Origin of the sequence: Auritidibacter sp. NML130574 (assembly GCF_003185725.2) — a bacterium.
GTDB classification, from domain to species: Bacteria; Actinomycetota; Actinomycetes; order Actinomycetales; family Micrococcaceae; genus Auritidibacter; species Auritidibacter ignavus.
In genome coordinates this window covers 2,158,743-2,182,313 of the sequence record NZ_CP031746.1, presented here as the reverse complement: position 1 = coordinate 2,182,313, position 23,571 = coordinate 2,158,743, and the positions used below count along the sequence as shown (strand labels likewise).

The window sequence follows — 23,571 nt, the reverse complement described above, 5'->3', positions numbered from 1 at the left end:
TATCAGCCGGGCCCCGCCACAGCTGGGAGGGTTTCATCAGGCGTGCGTCAGGACGCCATCGTGGTTACTCAGAGACTCGTTGCCACTGCTCGGCATTCCAGACCAGCTGGCTCTGAGCCGGGGTCGGACGCACATTGGCAATTGAGGAGTCCCAGGCGGTAATACCCGGGTGGACATACAGTGGGATGCCGTGCAGGTCCTCCCACAGCTCCTGTTCCAAGGTGATGATCTGCTCCTGGATCTCGTCCTCGTCATTGCTCGTGGCGATGGTTTCAAAAGCGTCGGAGACGACATCGTTGTTGTAGTTGTTGAAGTTCTGTGGCCGCGGCTCGTCGTTCTCACGGTCCCAGCCGTAGATGTTCAAGCCGGAGGCAATCTGACCGGAACCGGACCAGGAGAACAAGGCCACATCCCATTCACCAGCTGCGATATCGATATCCACATCACCACCATCGACGATCTCAAAACCGGCCTCATTGCAAGACGCCTGAATCAGCTCGACTGTATCGTGGCGACGCTCCTGAGCGTTGTGTCCGATCAGCACCTCGGTGCCGACCGCATCATGTTCTTCCAGAATCTCAGCGGCGGCTTCCACATCGGCGGTGTCATAACGACCGTCATAGGACTCGGCCACAATCTCGTCGTAGTTGGGCTGGAAGTTCAGTACCTCACGGGCGTTCTGCAACTCGGCGTCGGGATTGACCGGGTGGATCAGATTCTCCAAAATCTGATCGCGGGGAACACACAGCGCGAAGGCCTCAGCCAGTTCAGGTTTGTCGTGGAATGGGCTTCCCTCGTCATATTGGATATCCAGGTGCTCCCAGGTGGCCTTATCACCAATGTGCATCGCATGCTCGCCCTGCTCGACCAGGCTCTCGAGCTCACTGCGCGTGTCCACCGTCTCGGTGGGGACGATGGCCGACAGATCCCCGTTCTGCAGCGCTTGGACGTGTGCGGCATTATCAACGAACTGGAAGACCAGTGTCGATACCCCGGGCGGGGTGCCCCAGTAGTTCTCATTGGCTTCCAAGGTCACGTATTCCCCATCCTGCCAATCGGAAAGGATGTAGGGGCCGGATGAGGGAATCAGCTCTTCATCCGGCAATGTGCCCGGATCAGTGTCCCAAATGGTGTTCCAGGTTTCGGCGATGTCTTCAATGAGGTCCTCATCGCCGTCCAAGATGGCATTCACCAGCTCTTCCTGGCTGATGCCGGTTTCCTCAGCTACCACGTGCGAGGGGTGGGCTGCGCTCACCATCAGCTCCCAGTCGGCATAGGGGCCATCAGGATACTCAATGGTAAAGGTCTTGGAGTCCCATGAGTCAGCCTGCGGGCCCTCGGGGACATAGGTGCCATAGTTCGGCGACAGACCATCGAACTGTCCTTCACCCAGATAACGCTGGTGACCCCAGTCAAGAACATAGTCGGCAGCCGTGACCGGAGTACCATCCGACCATTCGACCTCGTCGTTGATCGTGTACTCCACAGTGAAAGGATCCTCATTGATCACCTCGTAGGAGCCGAATTCTTCGTTCTGATAGATCTCCAAGTCGGTACCGACATAGGAGAAACCCTCAAAAAGCCGATCAACGATCGTGGAGTTATACGCGTTGTAGTTGCTGGGGCGCTGGCCGTTGTAGCTATTGAACGGTTGCGGGCCCAGTGAGACGCTGATTTCGTCCTCTTGGGTCTCAAAGTCTTCGCCAAGGTCAGCTTTGCCACCGTTGTCAGGTTCAACGGTGAGTTGCTGCCCCTCGGCGGTTCCGGGGTCGGCATCAGTATCGCCGTTGTTGGTATCTTCCCCAGGGGTGCATGCTGACAGCACTAGGGCGCTGGAGGCCACAAAGGCCACGGCCATAGATAGTTTGTGCAGTTCCATGGTGCTCCTCAGTGATCGGTGTGATGGAACCGATGTCGAGTGATGTATCTCACATCGGATTAAGGTTTCCCCCAGGCTACGACAGATTCAGGCCATCCTGTGAGTCTCCTCTGAATTCATCGTCAAATGACTGCTTACAGATTTCCCCCTCTTTCCCGCAGACAAGAAGTCCCACAAACCCTCGACTCGGGATGCTTCAAGAGCCAGAAATCTACCCCTGCACGGAGGGACGTTGACCACTTCCATCCCCGAAATAACGCGGAATATCACCATTCAGAACCCGCCACCGAGCCTCCCGATGCCCCGAGCAACCACACACGAGCGCCGACCGCCGAAGGGATGACAGGCCCTATGCGAGAGTTCCGCCTGAGGCTTCTAGCAACACTTTCAGATCCCCTTATATGACTTTTTGTTACATACCTCACATTGCCCTACCTCACACCACGCAAATGGGGCGCCCCTGCAACTCCGTCAATCCTTCCCGGCCCTCAACATATGACCACAATCCTGTAATGTGAATCACATCCGGTGGTCGAGACTCCGACCGCCTCAGCCGCCATAGCACCCGACGAGATGGGACACGAGCTCACCATGGCAGATTCCACCTTCTCTGACCTCGACGCCTACGTTGCCTTTCCGCGACTGTCCGGGCTGACCGTTAACCCCACTGGCACCCGGCTGGTCACCACCGTGCAGACACTGAACGCACAAAAGAACGGTTACCTTACCTCACTGTGGGAGATCGACCCTGACGGCCACCAGCCGGCCCGACGGATCACCCACAGCGCCCAGGGAGAGTCGAATCCAGCGTTTAACTCCTCCGGCGACCTCTACTTCACCTCGGCACGGCCCAGTGCCGATCCTGCTGACGAGCCGGCGGATAACGTTGCCGACCAGAAACCCCATTCTGCACTCTGGCGACTGCCGGCAACCGGCGGCGAGGCCCACCTTGTCAATCGTCGCCCGGGTGGCCTCGAGAGTGTGGTCACCGCACAACAGACGGACATGGTCGCCGTGACTGCTCCGCTACTGCCGGGCGCCACCGATGAAGATTCCCACCGCGAGCTATACCAAGCCCGCCAGGAGGGCTCCGTGCAGGCCATTCTGCACGACGCCTATCCGGTCCGCTACTGGGACGAGGATCTCGGACCCGCCCGACCAAGTCTTTTCCGTCTCGATGTCGTTGACGATGTGGGCACCGAACAGACTCAACCGACCCAGACGAAGTTCATCAATCTCCTGGAGGGGATCGATGCCCGGTTGGTCACCGAGGAAGTCCACCTCAGCCCCGACGGTAGCTTCGCACTGTGTGGGGTGCGACTCGTTGAGGCGCGCGCCGATGCCCGCACCGCGGTCGGACGTGTCGATCTCTCCACCGGTGCATGGGAGATCTTTGTTCAGGACGCCGATCACAACTACACTCCCAGCATCATCAGTCCCGACGGGCATCATGCCGTAGTGAGTGTGGCTAACCGGCCCACACCGCAGCGTGCGATGCGCCCGGTGTTACACCTGCTGGATCTGGCCACCGGCGAGTTGAGCCCGCTGACCGAGGACACCGATCTCTGGCTAACCGCAACCAGTTGGCTCCCCGATGGTAGCGGATTCCTGGCGCTGGCCGACCACAACGGTCGTGGCCCGATCTTCCGCGTCGATCTCGATCACTCGACTCCAACGGTCACCGCCCAGACGACACAGCTGACCCACGACGACGTCACCTACACCGAAGCCCTGGTCGCACCGAGCGGAAACGTCGCCTACGGGGTCCGTTCCAGTGTGAGCTTCCCGGCTGAAGTGGTCCGGATCGATCTGAACACCGGCGAGGCCACCCGCCTGCTGAATCCCACCGAGCGCCCCGTGCTCCCCGGTCGCCTCGAGGATGTTGACACTACCGCCGAGGACGGTGTCCGCGTGCGGGGTTGGCTGGCTCTGCCAGAACAGGCCAGCGTCGATGCGCCAGCGCCCTTGCTCTTGTGGATCCACGGCGGTCCCTTAGCTTCTTGGAACGACTGGAGTTGGCGGTGGAATCCCTGGCTGGCCGTTGAGCAGGGCTACGCGGTACTCCTCCCCGATCCCGCACTGTCCACCGGCTACGGACAGGACTTCATTCAACGCGGTTGGAATTCTTGGGGCCACAAGCCCTACACGGACCTGATGGCCCTCACCGACGCGGTGGAAGACCGTCCCGATATTAATCACCATCGCACCGCGGCCATGGGTGGGTCCTTCGGTGGCTATATGGCCAACTGGGTGGCCGGACACACCGACCGATTCAACGCGATCGTCACTCACGCCAGCCTGTGGGCCCTCGACCAATTCGGTCCCACCACCGACATGTCACCGTTCTGGCGTCGTCAGCTCGACGCGGAGATGGAGGCCCAGCACTCTCCACACCACCACGTGGCGAATATTGTGACCCCGATGTTGGTGATCCACGGCGATCAAGACTACCGCGTCCCCATCGGCGAGGGCTTGCGCCTGTGGTACGAACTGCTGGAAAAATCCGGTCTCCCCATGGACGCTGAGGGTAAGACCGCCCACCGGTTCCTCTACTTCCCGGATGAGAACCATTGGATTCTCAAACCCCAGCACGTCAAAATCTGGTACCAGGTGATCTTCACCTTCCTGGCCCAACACCTGCTGGGCGAAGGCACTCCGCTACCGAAGGAGTTGGGGCTAACGCCGCACCTGGAATCCTGACCCCGGCAGTTCAGCCAGCTGCTGATCACTGGCTTCTCGATCCTGCACCCCGGTGACCTCGGCACGCTGGGGGCCGGTGTGGCACCAGTCCACCAACGAGTTCACCGCTGTCGCGTTGCCGGCAACCACCAACTCGACGGCGCCGTCATCGGTATTGGCCACCCAGCCCGCCAGGCTCAGCTCATCAGCCTGCCGTTTGGCGGAATTGCGGAAGTTAACTCCTTGCACTGTGCCAGTGACCCTTACGAACCGGCCGGTGCTGAACTGTGAACCTGTCATAGCGACGAGTCAATCAAACGTCGGCAGGCTCTGTGAAGACCCCAGGAGCCATTCCCTGCTCGGCCCCATTCGTCGTGGCATCACTGAACTCCGCGCGACCACAGGCGAAGATGTAGGACCAGGAGCAGATCATCGCCATTGACACCGCGCACATCCCTACTGGTGGCGGCCGCCCCCGGTGGCCCCAACCGATGTCCGAGCCAGCGACGCGCTGAATTGTTGAGTTGATACTGCCTGGTGACAACGAACTGAGACGGCGAGCCGCCGTCGTGTCTTAGCCCATTTCTTAACCCACATCGACTTCAGGTTGAACTGACCTTATGGGGCCTGTATGGTGTCACTCACCTAACCAGAGGGGGTAAGTCACCATGTCGGACCGTCTTGAATTGGCTGTCTCTACCGTGGTCTTCACGTTGCGTCCGCATCCTGACACCGGGGAACTGACCCTCTGGCTGCCTCTGGTCCGGCGCATCCGCGAACCCTATCAGGGTCGTTGGGCGCTACCTGGCGGGCCCCTAGCCCCCGAGAAGAGCCTCGTGGAATCGGCCCAGACGACCCTGCAACGCACCACCGGACTGAGCCCGCGCCACCTCGAACAGCTCTACGCGTTCGGTGATGTGGACCGCTCCCACAGCGCTGATGCTCTCAGCCACGCCCGCGTCGTCTCCATTGTCTACTGGGCCTTGGTCGGCCAGGATGAGGACGCCGCCTCTATTGATGGTGACAATGTGGAGTGGTTCCCCGTCGACGAGGTTGCCGACAACGCCGAGCACCTGGCCTTCGACCACGGCGTCATTCTCGACTATGCCTTACATCGGTTGCGCGCTAAGGTCACCTACTCGCCGATCGCTCACGCGTTTCTCCCCGAGGAATTCCCACTGGCCCACTTGCGTCGGGTGTACGAGGCCATCCTCGACCGGGCACTGGACCCCTCTAATTTTCGACGCCAGATTCTGGCCCAGGGCACCGTGGAAGACACCGGACGCCGCCAAACCGGAACCGCCCACCGGCCCCCCAAACTTTATCGTTCCGCGCCGGAACGTTCCCGCTACACACTCACCATTCAGGAGACCGATCAATGACCACACTGTCCATTCATCAGCGAATCAACCTAGCACCGGCCCAAACCTGTCACGATGCCCTTGCGGAAGACCCCTGGGCCTTCGATGCCATCCCCGGCTATGGGCCCGGTTCCTCCCAAGACGACAGCGTGCCGGGTTTCGCCCCGACGAATGCCATCGCCCGGCCCGGCCAGCTCCCCGAGGCGTACCGGTCAATGAACGACGAGGAACTCCACCGCCGGATTCGACAGGCCAAGGCCACCCTGGCAGACAAGCTGGTCATCCTCGGCCACTTTTATCAACGCGATGAGGTCGTCCAGCACGCCGACTTTGTCGGAGACTCCTTCCAACTGGCCAACGCCGCCCTCACTCGCCCACAGGCCGAAGCCATCGTCTTCTGCGGAGTTCACTTTATGGGCTCATCGTAATTGAGAGTGTAGAACCGGTCTGAAGCCGCCGGACTCGAGCAGACATCTCGCGATGTAGTGCGTGAGGTTGCGGAAGCCGAGTGCTGAGCCCCGTAGGTGTTCGAGCCTGCCATTGATCGCTTCGGTAGGCCCGTTCGACGTTCCCGGTCGGGTGAAGAACGCCAGGATATCAGCAGCTCGACGCTTCAGAGTCCGTCCTAACCGCTTGAGTTCGGCCAGTCCTGTCGGCAGATTCGTCGTCAGATCGTCGATGACTGTTTGTAAGAGCTTCTTGCCCTCGTTGCCGTCGTTGGTTCGGTAAGCGCGCACAATGTCTTGATAGACGGCCCAGGTGACTTCGACGGCGGTGAAGTTGGCGTCGGCGAAGAGGTCTACGATCCGCTCCTGCTGTTTGGCCGTGAGCAGATCAGCACCGGTGTGCAGAGTCCTGCGCGCTCGATACAACGGGTCTGTTGCTCGTCCGCGATGCCCGGTGGTCTCCTGCTGAATGCGGCGGCGTACCTCGTCGAGGGCATCACCGGCGAGTTTGACGACGTGGAACGGGTCCATGACTTCGACAGCCTCGGGCAGTTCCTCAACGGAGGCTGTTTTGAAGCCGGAGAACCCGTCCATCGCGACGACGTCGATGCCATCACGCCAGTCTTTCGGTCGGGCTTTCAACCATTGCTTGAACACCTGTTTCGATCGTCCGGGCACCATGTCGAGCAGGCGTGCCGGGCCTGCTTTCTGGCTGATGGGAGTAAGGTCGATGATGACGGTGACGTACTTGTCACCGCGCCTGGTGTGCCGCCAGACGTGTTCGTCGACACCAATGACGCTGACCCCGTCGAACCGGGCCGGGTCGTCGATCAGCAGTCGATGTCCCTGCGCGAGGATCGCGGAGTTCGCGGTGTGCCAGGACACGGCGAGTTTGCCTGCGATCACGGACACGGTGTCGTGGTCGATGACGAGGGCACGCAGCGCCCAGTCGAGGCCGGTTCGCGAGATCTTCGCTCGTGGTGGCGCCGCAGCAGTGGTGTTCTGACGCCATACGCGGCCGCATTCGACGCATTTGTACCGGCGGAGGCGAATGTGAAGCGTGGTGGGCCGGTGGCCGAAGGGTTCGTGGGCGAGGCGGCGGACGACGGTGTCGCGGACGATCCCGTGTCCGCCACACCGTCGGCACCAGTCATCGGCAGTGTTGGGCTGGCATTCCAGAATGGCTTTGTGCCCGGTGATGTGCTGGCCAATGCACGTGAGGTCAAGGGAGTCGAGCCGGCAGAACGTCGTGAGATCAGGAGATGAGAAAGTAAGCTTGGACACGTCGAGGTCTTTCGGATGGACTGTGTAAGAACTTCCATCATCGGAAGACCTCGACGTCTATCCGGGCAGCGCCACGCCGTGTCCTGGAATCACTGATCCACACCCTCAATTACGAAGAGCCCGATTACCGTAAAAATACCGGGTAATTGCCGTAGTTTTACCGCATGCCGTAATTGGGTCGATGCTAGTCGCGTCCGAAGCGTTGGTAGGCGGCTTGGCGGGTTGTTTCGAGGGCGGCGCCGATGACGGTCCAGGAGTCTCCGGCTTTGCGTGCTTGCTGTACTGCTTCCCGGAGGTCGGCTTCGGCTTGTGCGAGGTTGGCTCGGGCGGCACGGATGTTGCGGAAGTGGGTGGCGTCTTGGGCAGGGGTGACTGCTGGGTCAAGATCCTCAAGCCCAGTGGCGTTATTGGTGTGTATGTGGGTGCTCATGGTTCTCACCTCAGATAGTCATAGAATTTGGGGCGTAAAGCATCGGCGTGAATGATCCGCAGTGGCGTCTGTGCGGGGACCGCCACGACTTCCATGAGGTTTCCTGCCTGGTCGGGACCAATCACTAAGAGGCGTTCATCGCCGTGGTATTCGTATTCCACGAGGCGTAGCGCGTTGTCGTAGGCGTGGAGTACGTCGGCTGTGCTGTAGCCGTGCTTCAGCGCGCTCCGCAAAACCTCCATACTGTAAAGATACCATTTACAGTGAGCGAAAACCAGCCAGGAGCGTGGCCGCAAGCTCCGGGCTAAAGGAATCTACTCTCCCCGCAATGCATGAGACATTCGCTGACTCTGACTAAGGTGTAGTTCCCCGTGAGGTTGTGAACGCGATCTGAGGGCGTTGAGCCTCCGATACCAGTGTGGGGGCGGTGGTGATTATAGTAATGCAACCAGTCCGCGTAGGTCGCGGCGCGGGCTTCGTCACTGTAATAGGTATCGGCATAAGCCCACTCCTGGGCCAGAGTGCGGTTGAAGCGTTCGACCTTGCCATTGGTCTGAGGCCGGTAGGGCTTGGTGAAGCGATGTTTGATCTTGTCACCCAGCATGTCGCGGAATAGGCGTGACCGGTAGCAGGCACCGTTATCGGTCATGACTGCTTGCACGGTGATCCCAGCCTCGCTGAAGAATGCGTTGGCACGTTGCCAGAAGGCTGCTGCGGTGTCTTGGCGTTCATCGGTTAGGATCTCGGAGTATGCCAGCCGGGAGTGGTCATCCACCGCGTGATGCAGGTAGGCATAGCCGCGGCCTTTGTTGCCGTAGCCGTTGTTTTTGCGGCCAGCTGCCCCGAGTTTGCGGTGGCCACCGCCGTCAGGGATGCGGCCCAGTTTTTTGATATCCACATGCACCAGCTCACCGGGTGTGGCCTTCTCATAACGCACCGGTGCCGGTTTCCGCACCGGCAACCCGGTGGCCTGGTCTAACCACGCCAGTGGTGGCATCTTGTAGCGGGCCAGCACCCGACCCACAGTGGAACGAGCGATCCCCAGGTGGTAGCCAATCCGGTGCGGGCCCCACTGCCGAGTAAATCGCAACGCAATGATACGCCGCTCCCGCCGTGGAGATAACCGGTTGGGCGACGTCTGCGGCCGCGAGGACCGGTCCGTCAACGACTCCCCGGCACGGTAGCGTCTCGCCCATTTCGAAGCGGTGGCTGGTGAGACTTGGAATCGCTCAGCAGCGCGACGAATCGTCCAACCATCCTCGACAATCAGCACGGCAAGGCGTCTGCGACCTTCAGGCGTCAAGGGTGCATTAGGGTGGGACATTGAAGACCTCCGGTTTTCAGGATGGACGGTTGTGGTAAACCCCATCTTTACCGGAGGTCTTCACCTATCTCGAGTGTTTACAACCTCCCGAGGAACTACAGGGCTGGCAGATCGCGGAGATGTTCCGAGTTCACCAGCACATGAAGCGACCGGTAGCCCGCCAGAAGGCTGTCGAACTGATGAAACGGGTGGGTATTCCGGCTGCTGAGAATCGGGTAAGCGACTATCCTCACCAATTCTCCGGCGGTATGCGTCAGCGAATCATGATCGCTATGGCGATTGCCCTTGATCCAGATGTACTCATCGCTGACGAGCCAACGACGGCACTAGATGTGACAGTGCAGGCCCAGGTCATGCGACTACTGAAGGAGCTACAGGAAGAGAACAACATGGGGCTGATCCTCATCACCCATGATCTAGGCGTCGTGGCTGACATAGCTGACAAGATTGCCGTCATGTATGCGGGAAGGGTCATGGAAGAGGCAGATGTCTTCGGTATTTATGACAATCCGGCCCACCCCTATACCAAAGGTCTGCTGGAATCGGTTCCTCGTATCGATTCCGAACACGATCGGCTGAGCACCATCCCAGGGTTGCCACCCTCGCTGACCAATATGCCGTCGGGGTGCCCCTTCACTCCACGTTGTCCTTATGCCACGGAACTATGTAGCGCCGAACGGCCGGAGCTTCTTCCAGTGGACGAGGGCCGAACGTCAGCGTGTCACTATCGTGAAGAACTCTACGCCGGAACACTAACCCCACGCGAGGAGGTTCAACCATGAACAACCCCAGCACTCAAAGCGCCTCGGACCCGTTCGCCGACGCTGAGGTCGTCCTCGAAGTGGAGAACCTCGTTAAGCACTTTCCCGTCAAAGAAGGGATGGTGTTCAAGCGACAGACGGGCGCGGTGCAAGCTGTTGACGGTGTCAGCTTTCAACTGCGTAAAGGCGAAACCCTCGGCATCGTCGGCGAATCCGGATGCGGGAAATCCACCCTGGCCAAGCTTCTGATGAGGTTAGAGGAGCCAGACTCCGGGAAAGTGAATTTCCGTGGCGAGGATTTCCTGGCCCTGAAGGGCGCCGCCCTGCGACGCGCTCGGCGAAAAATACAGATCATCTTTCAAGACCCCTACACCTCACTGAATCCCCGCATGTCAGTCGGAGACATCATCGCGGAACCCTTTGTCCTGCACCCAGAGGCCAAACCGACCCAAGGTGTACGCAACAGAGTAAAAGAGCTCCTAGAGGTCGTGGGTCTCAACCCCGATCACATCAACCGATATCCCCATCAATTCTCCGGCGGACAACGCCAACGCATCGGCATCGCTCGGGGCTTGGCACTCAATCCCGATGTGATCATCTGTGACGAACCGGTCTCCGCCCTCGATGTTTCGGTCCAAGCTCAGGTCATGAACCTTCTAGAAGACCTTCAGCAAGAGTTCGGAATCAGCTACATCTTCATCGCCCACGACCTCTCGGTGGTGCGACATATTTCCGACCGCGTAGCCGTGATGTATCTAGGGCGCCTAGCCGAACTAGGCAGAGACCACGAAATCTATGGCGCACCTGCTCACCCTTACACTCAGGCTCTATTGTCGGCAGTCCCAGTACCGGACCCGACACTTCGTGGCCAACGACAAGAAATTGTTCTCAAAGGAGACCCCCCAAGCCCAGCCAACCCGCCTTCCGGTTGCAGGTTCCGCACACGTTGCTGGAAAGCAACCGAAATCTGCGCAGAACAAGAACCAGCCCTGGAGGTCCGTCCCGGCATCACCCAACAAGCGGCCTGCCACCACGCTGCACAAAACGAAGAAGTATCAGCCCTAGACTGACACGTGAACCGCCGATTTCGACTACCTACTCATTTCCAATGACGTAAAAATAACTCACCAAAAACATGACAGGACGGTAAGTCGCAGTGCATTTTTGTCGTGTTCGGCCCCTGTACTCAAAGACCAGTTGCCGGCATCAGGGCTCCACGAAAGGTGTAGTTGAGCATTCGTCCCGGCAAGCTGGCAATTCCTTCAATTCCTCAGAGGAGTTCCTCCTTGTGGTTGTGCCGGTAGGAGGGCCTTCGTGGGCCTGCACTGGTACTCAGGGCATGCCCCACAAACGTAGGAGCTCGAGTCTCCTCATGCCCTATTTCACGCGATACGGGGCTTTTCGGGCGTGAAGTCGTAGAAGCCTCAGTGGCGGAGCGTTGCCTACGGCAAACACTCTCTACCGGTGCCATCTGAACCTTTGAGGAAAGGCTTCAGAATGCGAAATATGACCTTATGTTACGTACGTCGCACTAGCCTGCGCTATACATCACGCCCACCGAGACCATCGGGCCGTGGGATCTCAGCGCGGGTACTCAGTGGCCCTGCTGTTCAGTGCGGGCTTGGCTGGCCGTTTCGAGTTGGAAGGTGGAATGTTCCACCGGAACATCGAAATGCTCAGCCACACAGGCCCGCAGTTCTGCCAGCTTCTCGGGGGCGCACCCGTTGCTGAAACAGGCTTCGTCGACCACGACATGGGCGGACAGGACAGGTAGCCCGGTGGCGACTGTAGAGGCGTGGAGGTCATGGACCTCCTTGACGTGTTCAACGTTTAACAGGTGAGCTCGGACTTCGTCGAGGTCTAATCCGCGCGGAGCAAATTCCATAAGGATCCGGCCGGTTTCCCGCAGGAGCAGAAGCGCGCGCGGAATGATCACCGCTGCAATGACCAGGGCCGCCACGGCATCAGCCTGTTGCCACCCGGTCACCCAGATCACTGCAGCTGCCACCATGACGCCGATGGACCCCAAAGCATCTGCCAGGACTTCCAGAAATGCTGCCCGGAGGTTGAAGTTTGCCCGCCGGCCCGAGGACAGCACCCACAGCGAGAGCAGGTTACCGATCAGTCCAATGGCGCCGAAGACGAGCAACTCCAGGTGAAGCACCTGGTGCGGAGTGCTGAGGCGGTCAACGCCCTCGATGACGGCATAAATCCCGATAGCCAGCAGTAACGCGGCTTGCACGAGGCCGGCCAGGATCTCGACCCGACGGTATCCCCAGGTCCGTTGTGTGGTCGCGGCTTTGAACATCAGCCCAGCGGCGATCACGGCCACCAGCAGACCAATACTATCAATCAACGAATGCAGCGCATCGGTTAGTAGCGCTAGTGAGCCGGTGACCCACGCCCCGAGGGCTTGGGCTGCGACAATGCTCAGGGTAATGACACAGGCCAGCACGAGCCTGCCTCGATAGGAAGCTCTGGCGACATCTTCGCCAGCATGTCCGTGCGCGTGCCCGAATCCCATAGCCCCAGACTAAGCCTGGACCCGCCAGAAGACAAAAGGTGCGAACCCTACTCAGATTCATTCGCAACCGCAGGCCTCCGACGCCTCACACCCCGAGCTGTCCTGTCGCCATCCGAGAAAGCGCTCCGTCCGTTCGCAAATGTGAGCAGAGATTTTGAGCAGAGGTTGCATGAACGTTCATCCGACTCGGCATCATCCGTCACTATCCTGTAACGTGAGTCACAGATCGGGGTCGAAACTCCGACTACCTCAGATGCCTCAGCACACCATAAGATGAGAAACGAGCCCAGCATGACTGATTCCACGTTCTCCGACCTCGACCATTACGTCGCTCAACCGCGGATAGCCGGGCTGAGCCTGAATCCCGCGGGCACCCGGCTGGTGACCACTGTTCAAACACTCAACCATAAGAAGAATGGTTATGTGGAGTCCCTCTGGGAGGTCGATCCACGTGGTGAACAGCCGGCACGGCGGATAACCCACAGCCCTCAGGGTGAAACCAACCCTGTATTCGCGGCCTCGGGGGATCTGTACTTCACCTCCGCCCGCCCCGACGCCCACGATACGGATCCAGACGAGACCACCGCGCTGTGGCGCCTGCCGGCAACCGGTGGCGAAGCCCACGTGGTCAACCGTCGCCCGGGTGGCGTTAGTACCATACTTGCGGCAGATCAGGCCGATGTCATTGCCGTCACCGCTCCCCTTCTGTCAGGAGCCACCGATGAAACCACCCACCGCAAGCTACACCAGGCCCGCAAGGACGGCTCCGTGCAAGCCATTCTGCACGACTCCTATCCGGTCCGTTACTGGGACCACGATCTCGGTCCCGCCGCACCGAGTCTCTTTCGCCTCGACGCCGACGACGGTGCTGAAGCTGATTCTGATGCTGATACGAGCCAAGCTGAACCGGCCCGGAAGAAGCTGACCAACCTCCTGGAGGGGCTCGATGCCCGATTGGTGGCCGAGGATATCCACCTCAGTCCCGACGGTTCTTTCGCTCTCTTCGGTCTGCGCATCTTGGAGGCTCGCGCCGACACCCGTGTCACCATCGGTTATGTCGATCTCGCCACCGGTGAATGGCAGATTCTTCTTGACGACCCCGATCACAACTACACTCCCGGCGTCATCAGCCCTGACGGACGCCACGCCGTGGTCAGTGTGGCCAATCGTCCTACTCCCGAGCGTGCCATGCGCCCGGTCTTGCATCTCTTGGAGATCAGCACCGGTGAATTAACTGCCCTGACCGACGACACCGATCTCTGGCTGACGGCGACCAGCTGGCTTCCCGACGGCAGCGGTTTCCTCGCCCTAGCCGACCACAACGGCCGTGGCCCCGTCTTCCGTGTGGATCTCGACCATGCCGGAGACACCGTACAGGCCCAGACCGTACAGATCACCCACGATGATGCCACCTACAGCGAAGCCCTGGCCGCCCCTGAGGGCAACCTCGCCTACGGCGTTCGCTCCAGCTACGCTTTCCCGCCCGAGGTGGTGCGGATCGATGTGAGTACCGGAGAAACCACCAGACTGCTCAACCCCACTCCACGTCCCGAACTACCCGGGCGACTCGAGGAGGTCGAGACGACTGCCGAAGACGGTGTACGGATCCGCGGGTGGCTGGCCCTGCCACAGGAGGCCAACCCGGATGCGCCTGCTCCGTTACTGCTGTGGATTCACGGTGGCCCGTTGAGCTCCTGGAACGCCTGGACCTGGCGGTGGAACCCCTGGTTGGCTGTGGCACGAGGTTACGCGGTGCTGTTGCCGGATCCGGCCCTGTCGACCGGCTACGGGCAGGAGTTCATCCAGCGGGGCTGGAACTCCTGGGGAGATAAGCCCTACACCGACCTGATGAGCATCACCGATGCCACCGTAGAGCGCGACGATATCAACGAGTCCCGCACCGCGGCCATGGGCGGTTCTTTCGGGGGATATATGGCCAACTGGGTGGCCGGCCACACCGATCGGTTCAACGCCATCGTCACCCACGCCAGCCTCTGGGCGCTGGACCAGTTCGGCCCCACCACGGATATGTCCCCGTTCTGGCGCCGGCAACTCAATGCGGAAATGGAGGCCACACACTCCCCGCACGCCTATGTGGAGAACATTGTCACCCCGATGCTGGTCATCCACGGCGATCGGGATTACCGAGTCCCCATCGGCGAAGGACTACGCCTCTGGTACGAGTTGCTGGAGAAATCGGGCCTGCCGATGGATGCCGATGGCACCACCGCCCACCGGTTCCTCTACTTCCCGGATGAGAATCACTGGATTCTCCAACCCCAGCACGCCAAGATCTGGTACGAAGTGGTTTTCAACTTCCTGGCCAAGCACCTTCTCGGTGAGGGCACCTCGCTCCCGAAAGAGCTGGGACTAACGCCGCACGTGGAATCCTGACTCCGGTAGCTCAGCCAGCTCCCGGTTGCTGGCTTCTCGATCCTGCACCTCGGTGACCTCGGCCCGCTCGGGCCCGGTGTGGCACCAGGCCAGCAAAGAATCCACCTCCGGACCCGAGCCACCGACGACAAGTTCCACCGCACCGTCCTCGGTATTGGCCACCCAGCCCACCAAGCCCAGTTGATCGGCCTGTTGTTTGGCGGAGTTGCGAAAGTTGACGCCCTGGACTGTACCGGTGATCCGAACAAAGTGTCCGGTGCTGAATGAATCTGCCATAGCGCCGAGTCAACCAGAGAAGCCGGAACCTGTGAAGACCCCAGGGGCCACTGCCCTTTCCCGGCTCACCGCGCAGACTCACCGGGAGCTTCAGCCGCGCCCCAACGGTTGCAGTTCTGGCTATCCCTGCTAGGGTCCACGAGTAGTGGCACTATCAGGCGCCTGCCACACTGTGGCCATCATGGCAACATAACTGAACTCCGGACGACCATGGATCAACATGTAGGAAGGAGAGTACATGACCACCATTGACAAGGCTGACACCACTACTGATTTCTATCCGACCCGCACCGGCGAAGAACCCCGGGTCATTCCTCGCCCAGACCGCGTTGTCCAGGGCACCGCAGAACAAGGCCCGCTCGACGAGCAGACCCTGCAGAGCTTCGACGAGAAGGGCTACCTCACCATCGATCAGCTCATCACCCCCGAAGAACTCCAGCAGTTCAAGGATGAGTTGAAGCGACTCGCCGAGGACCCCGAGGTGAAGCAGGACGAACGGACTGTGGTGGAAGCTAAGTCCAATGAGGTCCGTTCCATTTTCGATATTCACCGTAGCAACGAGGTCTTCAAGAAGATCGCCAATGATCCCCGCCTGGTCGACCGCGCCCGGCAAATTCTCGGATCCGATGTCTACATCCACCAATCCCGGATCAATTACAAGCCCGGGTTTGTGGGTAAGGACTTCACCTGGCACTCGGATTTCGAAACCTGGCACGCCGAGGACGGCATGCCCGGACCCCGGGCTGTGTCGATCTCGATCTCGCTGACCGATAACTATTCCTTCAACGGTCCGCTAATGATCATGCCGGGCTCCCACCAGCACTACATCGTCTGCCAGGGCCAGACCCCGGACGATAACTACAAGCAGTCCCTGGTGATGCAGGGTGCCGGCGTTCCCGACCCACAGATTCTGACCGATTTCGCCGATCGATTCGGCATTGACGTGCTGGAAGGCCCCGCTGGTGGAGCGATTATGTTCGACTCCAACTGCATGCACGCCTCCAACGGCAACGTCACTCCCTACTCCCGGTCCAACGTGTTCATCGTCTACAACTCTGTGGAGAACACCCCGGTGGACCCGCCCTATGCGGCACCGCACCTGCGCCCGGACTTCCTGGGCTCCCGGGACTTCACCCCGGCCGGTAGTCAGGCTTGATCCGCGCAGGCTCCTTACGCCTCCTTGCGCTGACAGTGCACGCTGAAGTTGCCCGCTGAGGGAACTGACGAAAAACGAACCACGACGGCGGCTCGTCCTGAGATGACAGGACGGGTCGCCGTCGTGGTTTAACCCATTTCTTAACCCACATCGACTTCAGGTTGAACTGACCTTATGGGGCCTGTATGGTGTCACTCACCTAACCAGAGGGGGTAAGTCACCATGTCGGACCGTCTTGAATTGGCTGTCTCTACCGTGGTCTTCACGTTGCGTCCGCATCCTGACACCGGGGAACTGACCCTCTGGCTGCCTCTGGTCCGGCGCATCCGCGAACCCTATCAGGGTCGCTGGGCGCTACCTGGCGGGCCCCTAGCCCCCGAGAAGAGCCTCGTGGAATCGGCCCAGACGACCCTGCAACGCACCACCGGACTGAGCCCGCGCCACCTCGAACAGCTCTACGCGTTCGGTGATGTGGACCGCTCCCACAGCGCTGATGCTCTCAGCCACGCCCGCGTCGTCTCCATTGTCTACTGGGCCTTGGTCGGCCAGGATGAGGACGCCGCCTCTATTGATGGTGACAATGTGGAGTGGTTCCCCGTCGACGAGGTTGCCGACAACGCCGAGCACCTGGCCTTCGACCACGGCGTCATTCTCGACTATGCCTTACATCGGTTGCGCGCTAAGGTCACCTACTCGCCGATCGCTCACGCGTTTCTCCCCGAGGAATTCCCACTGGCCCACTTGCGTCGGGTGTACGAGGCCATCCTCGACCGGGCACTGGACCCCTCTAATTTTCGACGCCAGATTCTGGCCCAGGGCACCGTGGAAGACACCGGACGCCGCCAAACCGGAACCGCCCACCGGCCCCCCAAACTTTATCGTTCCGCGCCGGAACGTTCCCGCTACATACTCACCATTCAGGAGACCGATCAATGACCACACTGTCCATTCATCAGCGAATCAACCTAGCACCGGCCCAAACCTGTCACGATTCCCTGGCAGATGACCCCTGGGCCTTCGACGCCATCCCCGGCTATGGGCCCGGTTCCTCCCAAGACGACAGCGTGCCGGGTTTCGCCCCGACGAATGCCATCGCCCGGCCCGGCCAGCTCCCCGAGGCGTACCGGTCAATGAACGACGAGGAACTCCACCGCCGGATTCGACAGGCCAAGGCCACCCTGGCAGACAAGCTGGTCATCCTCGGCCACTTTTATCAACGCGATGAGGTCGTCCAGCACGCCGACTTTGTCGGAGACTCCTTCCAACTGGCCAACGCCGCCCTCACTCGCCCACAGGCCGAAGCCATCGTCTTCTGCGGAGTTCACTTTATGGCCGAAACCGCAGACATTCTCTCCACCGCCGAACAGAAAGTGATCCTGCCCAATCTCGCTGCCGGGTGTTCCATGGCCGATATGGCCGATGAGGACTCGGTAGAAACCGCCTGGGAGGACATCGCCGCGGTCTATGGTTTCGACCCGGAGAACCCCGAGCCCGATGCCAACGGAAAACTGCCGGTCATCCCGGTGACCTACATGAACTCCTCAGCGGCCCTGAAAGCCTTCTGTGGCCGGCACGGAGGCATCGTGTGCACTTCTTCCAACGCCGCCACCGTGTTGGAGTGGGCCTTCGAACGCGCCCACCGGGTATTGTTCTTCCCCGATCAACACCTGGGTCGCAATACTGCCAAAGCGATGGGCATTCCGCTGGAGCAGATGCCGATGTGGAATCCCCGCCAACCGCAAGGTGGCAATACGGCAGAAGACCTGCAACACGCCAAAGTGCTGCTCTGGCATGGCTTCTGCTCGGTCCATAGGCGCTTCACCGTCGATCAGATCGACAAGGCCCGTCGCGAGGCTCCCGGGGTGAAGGTCATTGTTCACCCCGAATGCCCCATGCCGGTGGTCGATGCCGCCGACGCGTCCGGCTCCACCGATGCCATCCAGAAATTCGTTGCCGCCAGCCAGCCCGGCGACGTCATCGCAGTGGGCACTGAGATCAATATGGTCAACCGACTGGCCGCTCAATACCCCGACCGCACCATTTTCTGCCTCGACCCAGTGATCTGCCCCTGCTCGACGATGTACCGCATCCATCCTGGCTATCTGGCCTGGGTGCTCGACGACCTGGTGGCCGGCAAGATCAGCAATCAGATCAGCGTGCCCGAACAGATCGCCATCCCGGCCAAGGTCGCCTTGGATCGGATGCTAGCGGCCAAGCCGAGGTGAGGTGACAGTCATGAAACCCTCACAGATTGACCGGGTGATCCATATCGCTCTGGAGGAGGATGTACCCTTCGGAGACCTCACCACCCAGGCCTTCGTCCCTGCCACAGCACAGATCACCGCCGAGCTGGTCGCCCGCGAGCCCGGGGTCTTCAGTGGCGGGGAGGTCTTCGTCCGGGCTCTGACCGCGCTGAACTCCGAGGTGGCCGTGGATCTCACGATCGACGAGGGCACCGAATTTGACCAGGGCCAGGTGCTGGCCGGGATCTCAGGGCCCGCCCGGCCCATTCTGACCTGCGAGCGCATCGGACTGAACCTGGTGCAACGAATGTGTGGCATTGCGACCACCACCGCCGCCTACGTCGCTGCTGTGGCCGGAACCCGAGCCCGCATTGTCGACACCCGTAAAACCACTCCCGGCTTGCGCGCCTTGGAACGCCATGCGGTGCGGTGCGGAGGAGGCCATAATCACCGCTTCAGCCTCTCCGATGCGGTACTGGCCAAGGATAACCACCTGGCTGTGGTTGCCACAGGGAGCCGGGATCTGGCCAGCGCGATCCGAGACGCCAAAGCCCAAATGCCACACACCGTGCACCTGGAAGTGGAAGTCGACCGCCTCGACCAGATCCCCTCCGCCCTGCACGGCGGGGCGGATACCATCATGCTGGATAATTTCTCGCTACAGGATCTGCGTCGCGGTGTGGAACTCATCGCTGGACAGGCCCTGGTGGAAGCCTCCGGCGGGGTGCGACTCGAAACGGTGGGAGACATTGCCGCCACCGGGGTGGACCTGATCAGCGTGGGAGCCTTGACCCACCACATTCGTGCCCTGGACCTCGGACTGGACTTTTCGTGAGTATTTACCTGGACTACGCAGCTAGCGCCCCACCCCGACCCGAGGTCTTGCGGTCGATGTGGCCTTATCTGACCGGCGCCTTTGCTAACCCCGCGGCCCAACACGAACCCGCCGAAGAGGCCCGGGGTGCGCTGGAAGCGGCCCGACAGCGCCTGGCCAACCACCTAGGGGCCCGACCCTCCGAGATCATCTTCACCTCCGGGGGGACCGAATCCGATAACACCGCGGTCAAAGGAATCTCCCTGGCTCAGCCTCGGGGCCGCCACCTGCTGGTCTCGGCCATCGAACACCCCGCCGTGCTGGAATCCGCTACCTGGTTACAACGGTTCGGTTATCAACTCGAGCAACTGCCGGTAGATGCCACCGGTCAGGTGTCCCCCGCGGCCCTGGAGGATGCCCTGCGGGAAGACACCACGCTGGTCAGCATCCAATACGCCAGTCATGAAGTCGGCACCGTCCAAGACATTCCCGCCCTGGCAGCCGTGGCTGAAAAATACGGGGTTCCCTTCCACACCGACGCTGTTCAAGCCGCCGGAGATCTTCCACTCAAAGTGGATGATCTCGGGGTTCAAGCGATGAGCTTGGCCGGTCATAAACTCGGCACCCCGAAGGGGATCGGGGCACTGTATCTGCGTCGCCGGACCCCCTGCGACCCGCTGATCCACGGTGGCGGTCAGCAACGCGGTCTACGCTCGGGGACCGAGAACCTCGCAGCAGCCGTGGGAATGGTCACCGGGCTGGAGTTGGCCCAGAACGAGTCTGCGGACCTGACCGACCTCCGTGATGCCTTCATCCACCGGGTCGAGGCCGAAATTCCGGGGGCCCAACTCACTGGCCATCGGCACTGCAGGTTACCCGGGCATGCCTCCTTCGTGTTTGCCGGCCGGAGCGGTGAGTCGGTGTTACTGGACCTGCAACGCTACGGGATCATGTGTTCCTCGGGACCAGCCTGCGCTGCAGGTAGCCAGGAACCCAGCCCCGCACTGATCGCCATGGGGTATGAAGCCGATCTTGCTCAGACCGCGGTGCGTTTCACGTTCGGCGCGCAGACCACCGCTGCGCAACTAGACCATACCGTCGACCAGCTGGCCAGACTTGTCATACCTGCACCACATCAGTAGCACCTTCGCCCAGGAAATATCGGTTTCTGAGCGGTCTGGACAGTGGCCACGATCGTCACCATCCGTGCCGACTGACGTATCTTCCGGGCCGTGGCACGAGATGTCCTGATCGGGCAGTTGACCCGTGGGCCGTCAATGCCTTGGTGCAAGCTACCGTACTCCGTGGTCTCCTCAAGGCCACAGCAGAATGGCCAAGGACCTGGGGCGCCAGCACCGACATTGCACCGACACACTAGGCTGGACGCTATGACCGATGCTGTCCGTGGTTTCCTCAAATCCATCCCGGCCATGACCGGCGTTGCCCCCGACATTGACCCGGAGGCCTTTCCCAATGACCCAGTCACCGCATTTTTGCAGTGGCTTCGCGCGGCTGTCGACGCCGAGGTCCCCGAACCGCACGTGGTGAATTTATCCACCGTCGATGTCCATGGTGTCCCCGATGCCCGCCCGTTGGTGGTCAAAGATGTCGGCGAGCGCGGATGGGCCTTCTCCAGCACGAAAAGTAGTCGCAAAGGTTCCCAGTTGGCTGACCGTAGCGCGGCAGCGATGACGTTTTGGTGGCCCGCCCAGGTCAGGGCCGTCCGGATCCGTGGCGAGGTGGTCGAGGCCACCCGGGCCGAAAGTCTGCAGGACCTCAGCTCCCGCGCACCACAGGCCCAAGCCAGTGTGGATTCCGACGATTGGACGCTGTGGTGGTTGCAGCCAGACCGGGTCGAGTTTTGGCAGGGCTCCCCGGATCGGCACCACCACCGCATCATCTACACCCGGGGCCAACAGACTGAGCACGGCCAGCAGAGCCAGTCAGCCTGGGCCCGGCACGCCCACCGCACCGAGGTGAGCTAACACCATGACCCGAGTGTTAGTTTCCGGTTTCGAGCCCTTTGACACCATGACCGATAACCCGTCGTGGGAGGTAGCCCACAAAGTGTCACAGGCCGACATCAGCCCGGAGGTCCACGCCGTTTGCCTTCCGGTAGAGTTCGGCACTGCCGCCCGCCAGTTGCTCGACCAGGTCGACTCGATCCGACCAGATCTGATCATCGCCGTCGGCCTAGCAGCCGGCACCGAAACGATCCGCCTGGAGCGGGTGGGACTCAACCTGCGCGATGCCCGCATCCCGGATAACGCCGGCTTCCAACCGGTGGATCAGCCCATCGATCCCCACGGGCCCGCCGCCGTGTTCTCCACATTGCGGTTGAAAGCCGCTCATTCTCGCATGCGTGCCATCGATCTGCCGGTCCAATTGTCTCTGAGCGCTGGCAGCTTCGTGTGCAATGAGGTGCTCTACTCCTTACTCTCAGCCGTCACGCAGTGGCCCGCCCCGGTTCCAGCCGGATTCGTCCACGTGCCCTATCTTCCTGACCCAACCGTTCCCGCCACCATCGACCAAGCCGTGGTAGCACTACAGATCCTGATCGACGAATCCTTACGCCCGGAACCCGATGAACCCCTGATCGGCGGTGCCCTGTACTAGGAACGCACGAGAAACGCTTCGCACCAGGGGCGTTTCCCGACGTGTGGCGCGCCACCATCCGACAGGCAGGAATATGCCAACGAGGTCGGCTGTTACGCGAAGTATGCGTGCAATGACTTACTTCAAATACGGCGAACCTCATACCCTTGAACTTCACGATGTACCGACCCCCAAAGTCGCGCCCGGTGCCGTGCTAATTCGGGTTCAGCGCGCAGCGGTCAACCCGGTGGACTGGAAGGTGATGAGTGGCGGTCTGGATGCCATGATAGACACCTTCTTCCCGGTGACCCCAGGCTGGGACGTCGCCGGTGTGGTCGAAACAGTCGGCCCCGATACCCCCGAATTCAAACCGGGCGATCGCGTGGCTGCCTACGGTCGCAAAGACTTTATCCAGGGTGGCACCTACGCCGACTATGTGGCCCTGCCGGCAACCTCTGTGGCGCCCATCCCCGACGGGGTGGATCTCGACACTGCCGCCGGCCTTCCTCTAGCCGGACTGACCGCCCTGCGTAGCCTCGACACCATTGCGGTCTCCGGCGACGATACCGTGCTGATCCACGCTGCCTCTGGTGGCGTGGGCCACCTGGCCGCTCAGCTGGCCGTGGAGCGTGGCGCCTCGGTGATCGGCACTGCCTCGGCGGCCAACCATGAACGTCTCCGCGAGCTCGGCGTACAACCGGTCGCTTACGGTGACGGTCTCGAGGACCGCGTCAAAGAACTCGCCCCCGAGGGAGTCACTGCCGTGCTGGACTTCGTCGGTGGCGTGCGCGACGAAACGCTCGCGGTCCTGACCGAGGGTGGCCGGCACGCTTCCACCGCCGACCCATCCGTGGAAGAAGCGGGAGGCCACTGGGTATGGGTCCGTCCCGACGGTGCTCGCCTCCGTGAGCTGTTGGAGAAGGTCGACCAGCAGCGCCTCACCGTCGACATCGACACCACCTACCCGCTGGAACAAGCCGCCGAGGCGATGGAACACAACCAGCGCGGTTCCCGCGGGAAGGTCCTGCTTCACGTCAGCTAAACCGCAGCCCGGTAAAAATATGACGTGCGGTTGGCGATGGTGCCGTCCTCGTTGAACTCCCAGAAATCAGCGAAGCCTTCTTCAGCGGCACGACCGTCTTTGAGCACACCGTTGAACACCCCGCGAGAACTGGCGCGGAGTCCGTCCACCAGCACCTCGGTGACGGTGTGCTCCCCAGACTCAATGACCCGTTCGGTGCGGTAAAACTCGGCGATAGCCGGGCCCACCAACGGATCATAGCCGGGCCGGTGATAGGTCGCATCCGTGGCAAACAGGGCCGCGGTGGCCTCCGGGTCCCCGGCATCCACGGTGCTGTAGTAGCTTCTCACCAGATCTTCGGTGTTCCGTGGTGTGGTAGCCATG

General features: G+C 61.0%; 21 protein-coding genes and 2 pseudogenes. 14 read left to right on the top strand and 9 right to left on the bottom strand.

The annotated features are described in order from the left end of the window. Positions 1-64: 64 nt before the first annotated feature. On the bottom strand, positions 65-1,879 hold the full coding sequence (locus DCC27_RS09980) for an ABC transporter substrate-binding protein (protein ID WP_110110482.1): 1,815 nt from the start codon (positions 1,877-1,879) through the stop codon (positions 65-67). A 591-nt stretch (positions 1,880-2,470) separates the two neighbouring features. Here DCC27_RS09980 and DCC27_RS09975 point away from each other — a divergent pair. After that, positions 2,471-4,579 (top strand): prolyl oligopeptidase family serine peptidase, encoded by a 2,109-nt coding sequence (locus tag DCC27_RS09975; RefSeq protein ID WP_246840089.1) that lies wholly within the window; start codon positions 2,471-2,473, stop codon positions 4,577-4,579. On the opposite strand, the gene DCC27_RS09970 is transcribed toward DCC27_RS09975, so the two are convergent. Beyond that, positions 4,556-4,858 carry an acylphosphatase gene (locus tag DCC27_RS09970; RefSeq protein WP_110110483.1) on the bottom strand — a complete coding sequence of 101 codons (303 nt, stop codon included), beginning with the start codon at positions 4,856-4,858 and terminating at the stop codon, positions 4,556-4,558. The genes DCC27_RS09975 and DCC27_RS09970 overlap by 24 nt on opposite strands. Positions 4,859-5,226: 368 nt before the next feature. Here DCC27_RS09970 and DCC27_RS09965 point away from each other — a divergent pair, with 368 nt between their 5' ends. Further along, a complete protein-coding gene (locus DCC27_RS09965; protein WP_117328655.1) occupies positions 5,227-5,940 on the top strand; it encodes an NUDIX domain-containing protein in 714 nt (237 codons plus the stop codon). After that, positions 5,937-6,344, top strand: a pseudogene (nadA, locus tag DCC27_RS09960) (quinolinate synthase NadA); the annotation flags it as partial. The gene DCC27_RS09965 and the pseudogene nadA (DCC27_RS09960), both read left to right, overlap by 4 nt. Here the strand turns inward: nadA (DCC27_RS09960) and DCC27_RS09955 are convergent. The 4 genes from DCC27_RS09955 to DCC27_RS09940 all read right to left on the bottom strand — a co-directional run bounded on the left by DCC27_RS09955 (position 6,339) and on the right by DCC27_RS09940 (position 9,403). Further along, positions 6,339-7,649: an ISL3 family transposase gene (locus DCC27_RS09955; protein ID WP_117328640.1), complete on the bottom strand. Its 1,311-nt coding sequence runs from the start codon at positions 7,647-7,649 to the stop codon at positions 6,339-6,341. The pseudogene nadA (DCC27_RS09960) and the gene DCC27_RS09955 sit on opposite strands and share 6 nt — an antisense overlap. Before the next feature lie 184 nt (positions 7,650-7,833). Continuing rightward, on the bottom strand, positions 7,834-8,079 hold the full coding sequence (locus DCC27_RS09950; RefSeq protein WP_117328653.1) for a hypothetical protein: 246 nt from the start codon (positions 8,077-8,079) through the stop codon (positions 7,834-7,836). A 5-nt stretch (positions 8,080-8,084) separates the two neighbouring features. After that, complete coding sequence (locus tag DCC27_RS09945; RefSeq protein ID WP_110099049.1) at positions 8,085-8,321, bottom strand: hypothetical protein; 237 nt, start codon at positions 8,319-8,321, stop codon at positions 8,085-8,087. A 62-nt stretch (positions 8,322-8,383) separates the two neighbouring features. Next, on the bottom strand, positions 8,384-9,403 hold the full coding sequence (locus DCC27_RS09940) for an IS481 family transposase (RefSeq protein ID WP_117328652.1): 1,020 nt from the start codon (positions 9,401-9,403) through the stop codon (positions 8,384-8,386). Positions 9,404-9,504: 101 nt separating this feature from the next. Between DCC27_RS09940 and DCC27_RS09935 the strand changes: the two are divergent. Further along, positions 9,505-10,185: pseudogene (locus DCC27_RS09935) on the top strand (ABC transporter ATP-binding protein); the annotation flags it as partial. Further along, positions 10,182-11,234: an ABC transporter ATP-binding protein gene (locus tag DCC27_RS09930; protein ID WP_110110888.1), complete on the top strand. Its 1,053-nt coding sequence runs from the start codon at positions 10,182-10,184 to the stop codon at positions 11,232-11,234. The pseudogene DCC27_RS09935 and the gene DCC27_RS09930, both read left to right, overlap by 4 nt. Before the next feature lie 524 nt (positions 11,235-11,758). On the opposite strand, the gene DCC27_RS09925 is transcribed toward DCC27_RS09930, so the two are convergent. After that, on the bottom strand, positions 11,759-12,619 hold the full coding sequence (locus DCC27_RS09925; RefSeq protein ID WP_371682195.1) for a cation diffusion facilitator family transporter: 861 nt from the start codon (positions 12,617-12,619) through the stop codon (positions 11,759-11,761). Positions 12,620-12,979: 360 nt separating this feature from the next. Between DCC27_RS09925 and DCC27_RS09920 the strand changes: the two genes are divergently transcribed. Next, positions 12,980-15,082, top strand: a complete 2,103-nt coding sequence (locus tag DCC27_RS09920) for an alpha/beta fold hydrolase (protein WP_233487910.1) — start codon at positions 12,980-12,982, stop codon at positions 15,080-15,082. Here DCC27_RS09920 and DCC27_RS09915 read toward each other — a convergent pair. Then, positions 15,059-15,358 carry an acylphosphatase gene (locus DCC27_RS09915; protein ID WP_110099067.1) on the bottom strand — a complete coding sequence of 100 codons (300 nt, stop codon included), beginning with the start codon at positions 15,356-15,358 and terminating at the stop codon, positions 15,059-15,061. The two genes, DCC27_RS09920 and DCC27_RS09915, sit on opposite strands and share 24 nt — an antisense overlap. A gap of 238 nt (positions 15,359-15,596) precedes the next feature. On the opposite strand from DCC27_RS09915, the gene thpD reads away from it, so the two are divergent. From thpD to DCC27_RS09875, 8 genes are all read left to right on the top strand, one after another. Further along, positions 15,597-16,514 carry an ectoine hydroxylase gene (gene thpD, locus DCC27_RS09910; protein ID WP_110100856.1) on the top strand — a complete coding sequence of 306 codons (918 nt, stop codon included), beginning with the start codon at positions 15,597-15,599 and terminating at the stop codon, positions 16,512-16,514. 222 nt (positions 16,515-16,736) lie between these two features. Then, positions 16,737-17,450 carry an NUDIX domain-containing protein gene (locus DCC27_RS09905; protein WP_110110890.1) on the top strand — a complete coding sequence of 238 codons (714 nt, stop codon included), beginning with the start codon at positions 16,737-16,739 and terminating at the stop codon, positions 17,448-17,450. Then, complete coding sequence (gene nadA / locus DCC27_RS09900) at positions 17,447-18,739, top strand: quinolinate synthase NadA (RefSeq protein ID WP_110110891.1); 1,293 nt, start codon at positions 17,447-17,449, stop codon at positions 18,737-18,739. The genes DCC27_RS09905 and nadA (DCC27_RS09900) overlap by 4 nt, the downstream gene beginning before the upstream one ends. 10 nt (positions 18,740-18,749) lie before the next feature. After that, entirely contained in the window at positions 18,750-19,592 is an 843-nt protein-coding gene (nadC, locus tag DCC27_RS09895; protein WP_110110892.1) for a carboxylating nicotinate-nucleotide diphosphorylase, read from the top strand. Continuing rightward, positions 19,589-20,713 (top strand): cysteine desulfurase family protein, encoded by a 1,125-nt coding sequence (locus DCC27_RS09890; protein ID WP_110110893.1) that lies wholly within the window; start codon positions 19,589-19,591, stop codon positions 20,711-20,713. Before nadC ends, DCC27_RS09890 begins: the two co-directional genes overlap by 4 nt. A gap of 246 nt (positions 20,714-20,959) precedes the next feature. Then, a complete protein-coding gene (locus DCC27_RS09885) occupies positions 20,960-21,556 on the top strand; it encodes a pyridoxal 5'-phosphate synthase (RefSeq protein WP_110110894.1) in 597 nt (198 codons plus the stop codon). 4 nt (positions 21,557-21,560) lie between these two features. Next, positions 21,561-22,187, top strand: a complete 627-nt coding sequence (locus tag DCC27_RS09880; protein WP_110100862.1) for a pyroglutamyl-peptidase I — start codon at positions 21,561-21,563, stop codon at positions 22,185-22,187. Positions 22,188-22,290: 103 nt separating this feature from the next. Next, complete coding sequence (locus DCC27_RS09875; protein WP_110110895.1) at positions 22,291-23,208, top strand: NADP-dependent oxidoreductase; 918 nt, start codon at positions 22,291-22,293, stop codon at positions 23,206-23,208. Here DCC27_RS09875 and DCC27_RS09870 read toward each other — a convergent pair. After that, positions 23,205-23,570, bottom strand: a complete 366-nt coding sequence (locus DCC27_RS09870; RefSeq protein ID WP_110100864.1) for a nuclear transport factor 2 family protein — start codon at positions 23,568-23,570, stop codon at positions 23,205-23,207. The genes DCC27_RS09875 and DCC27_RS09870 overlap by 4 nt on opposite strands. Position 23,571 lies beyond the last annotated feature (1 nt).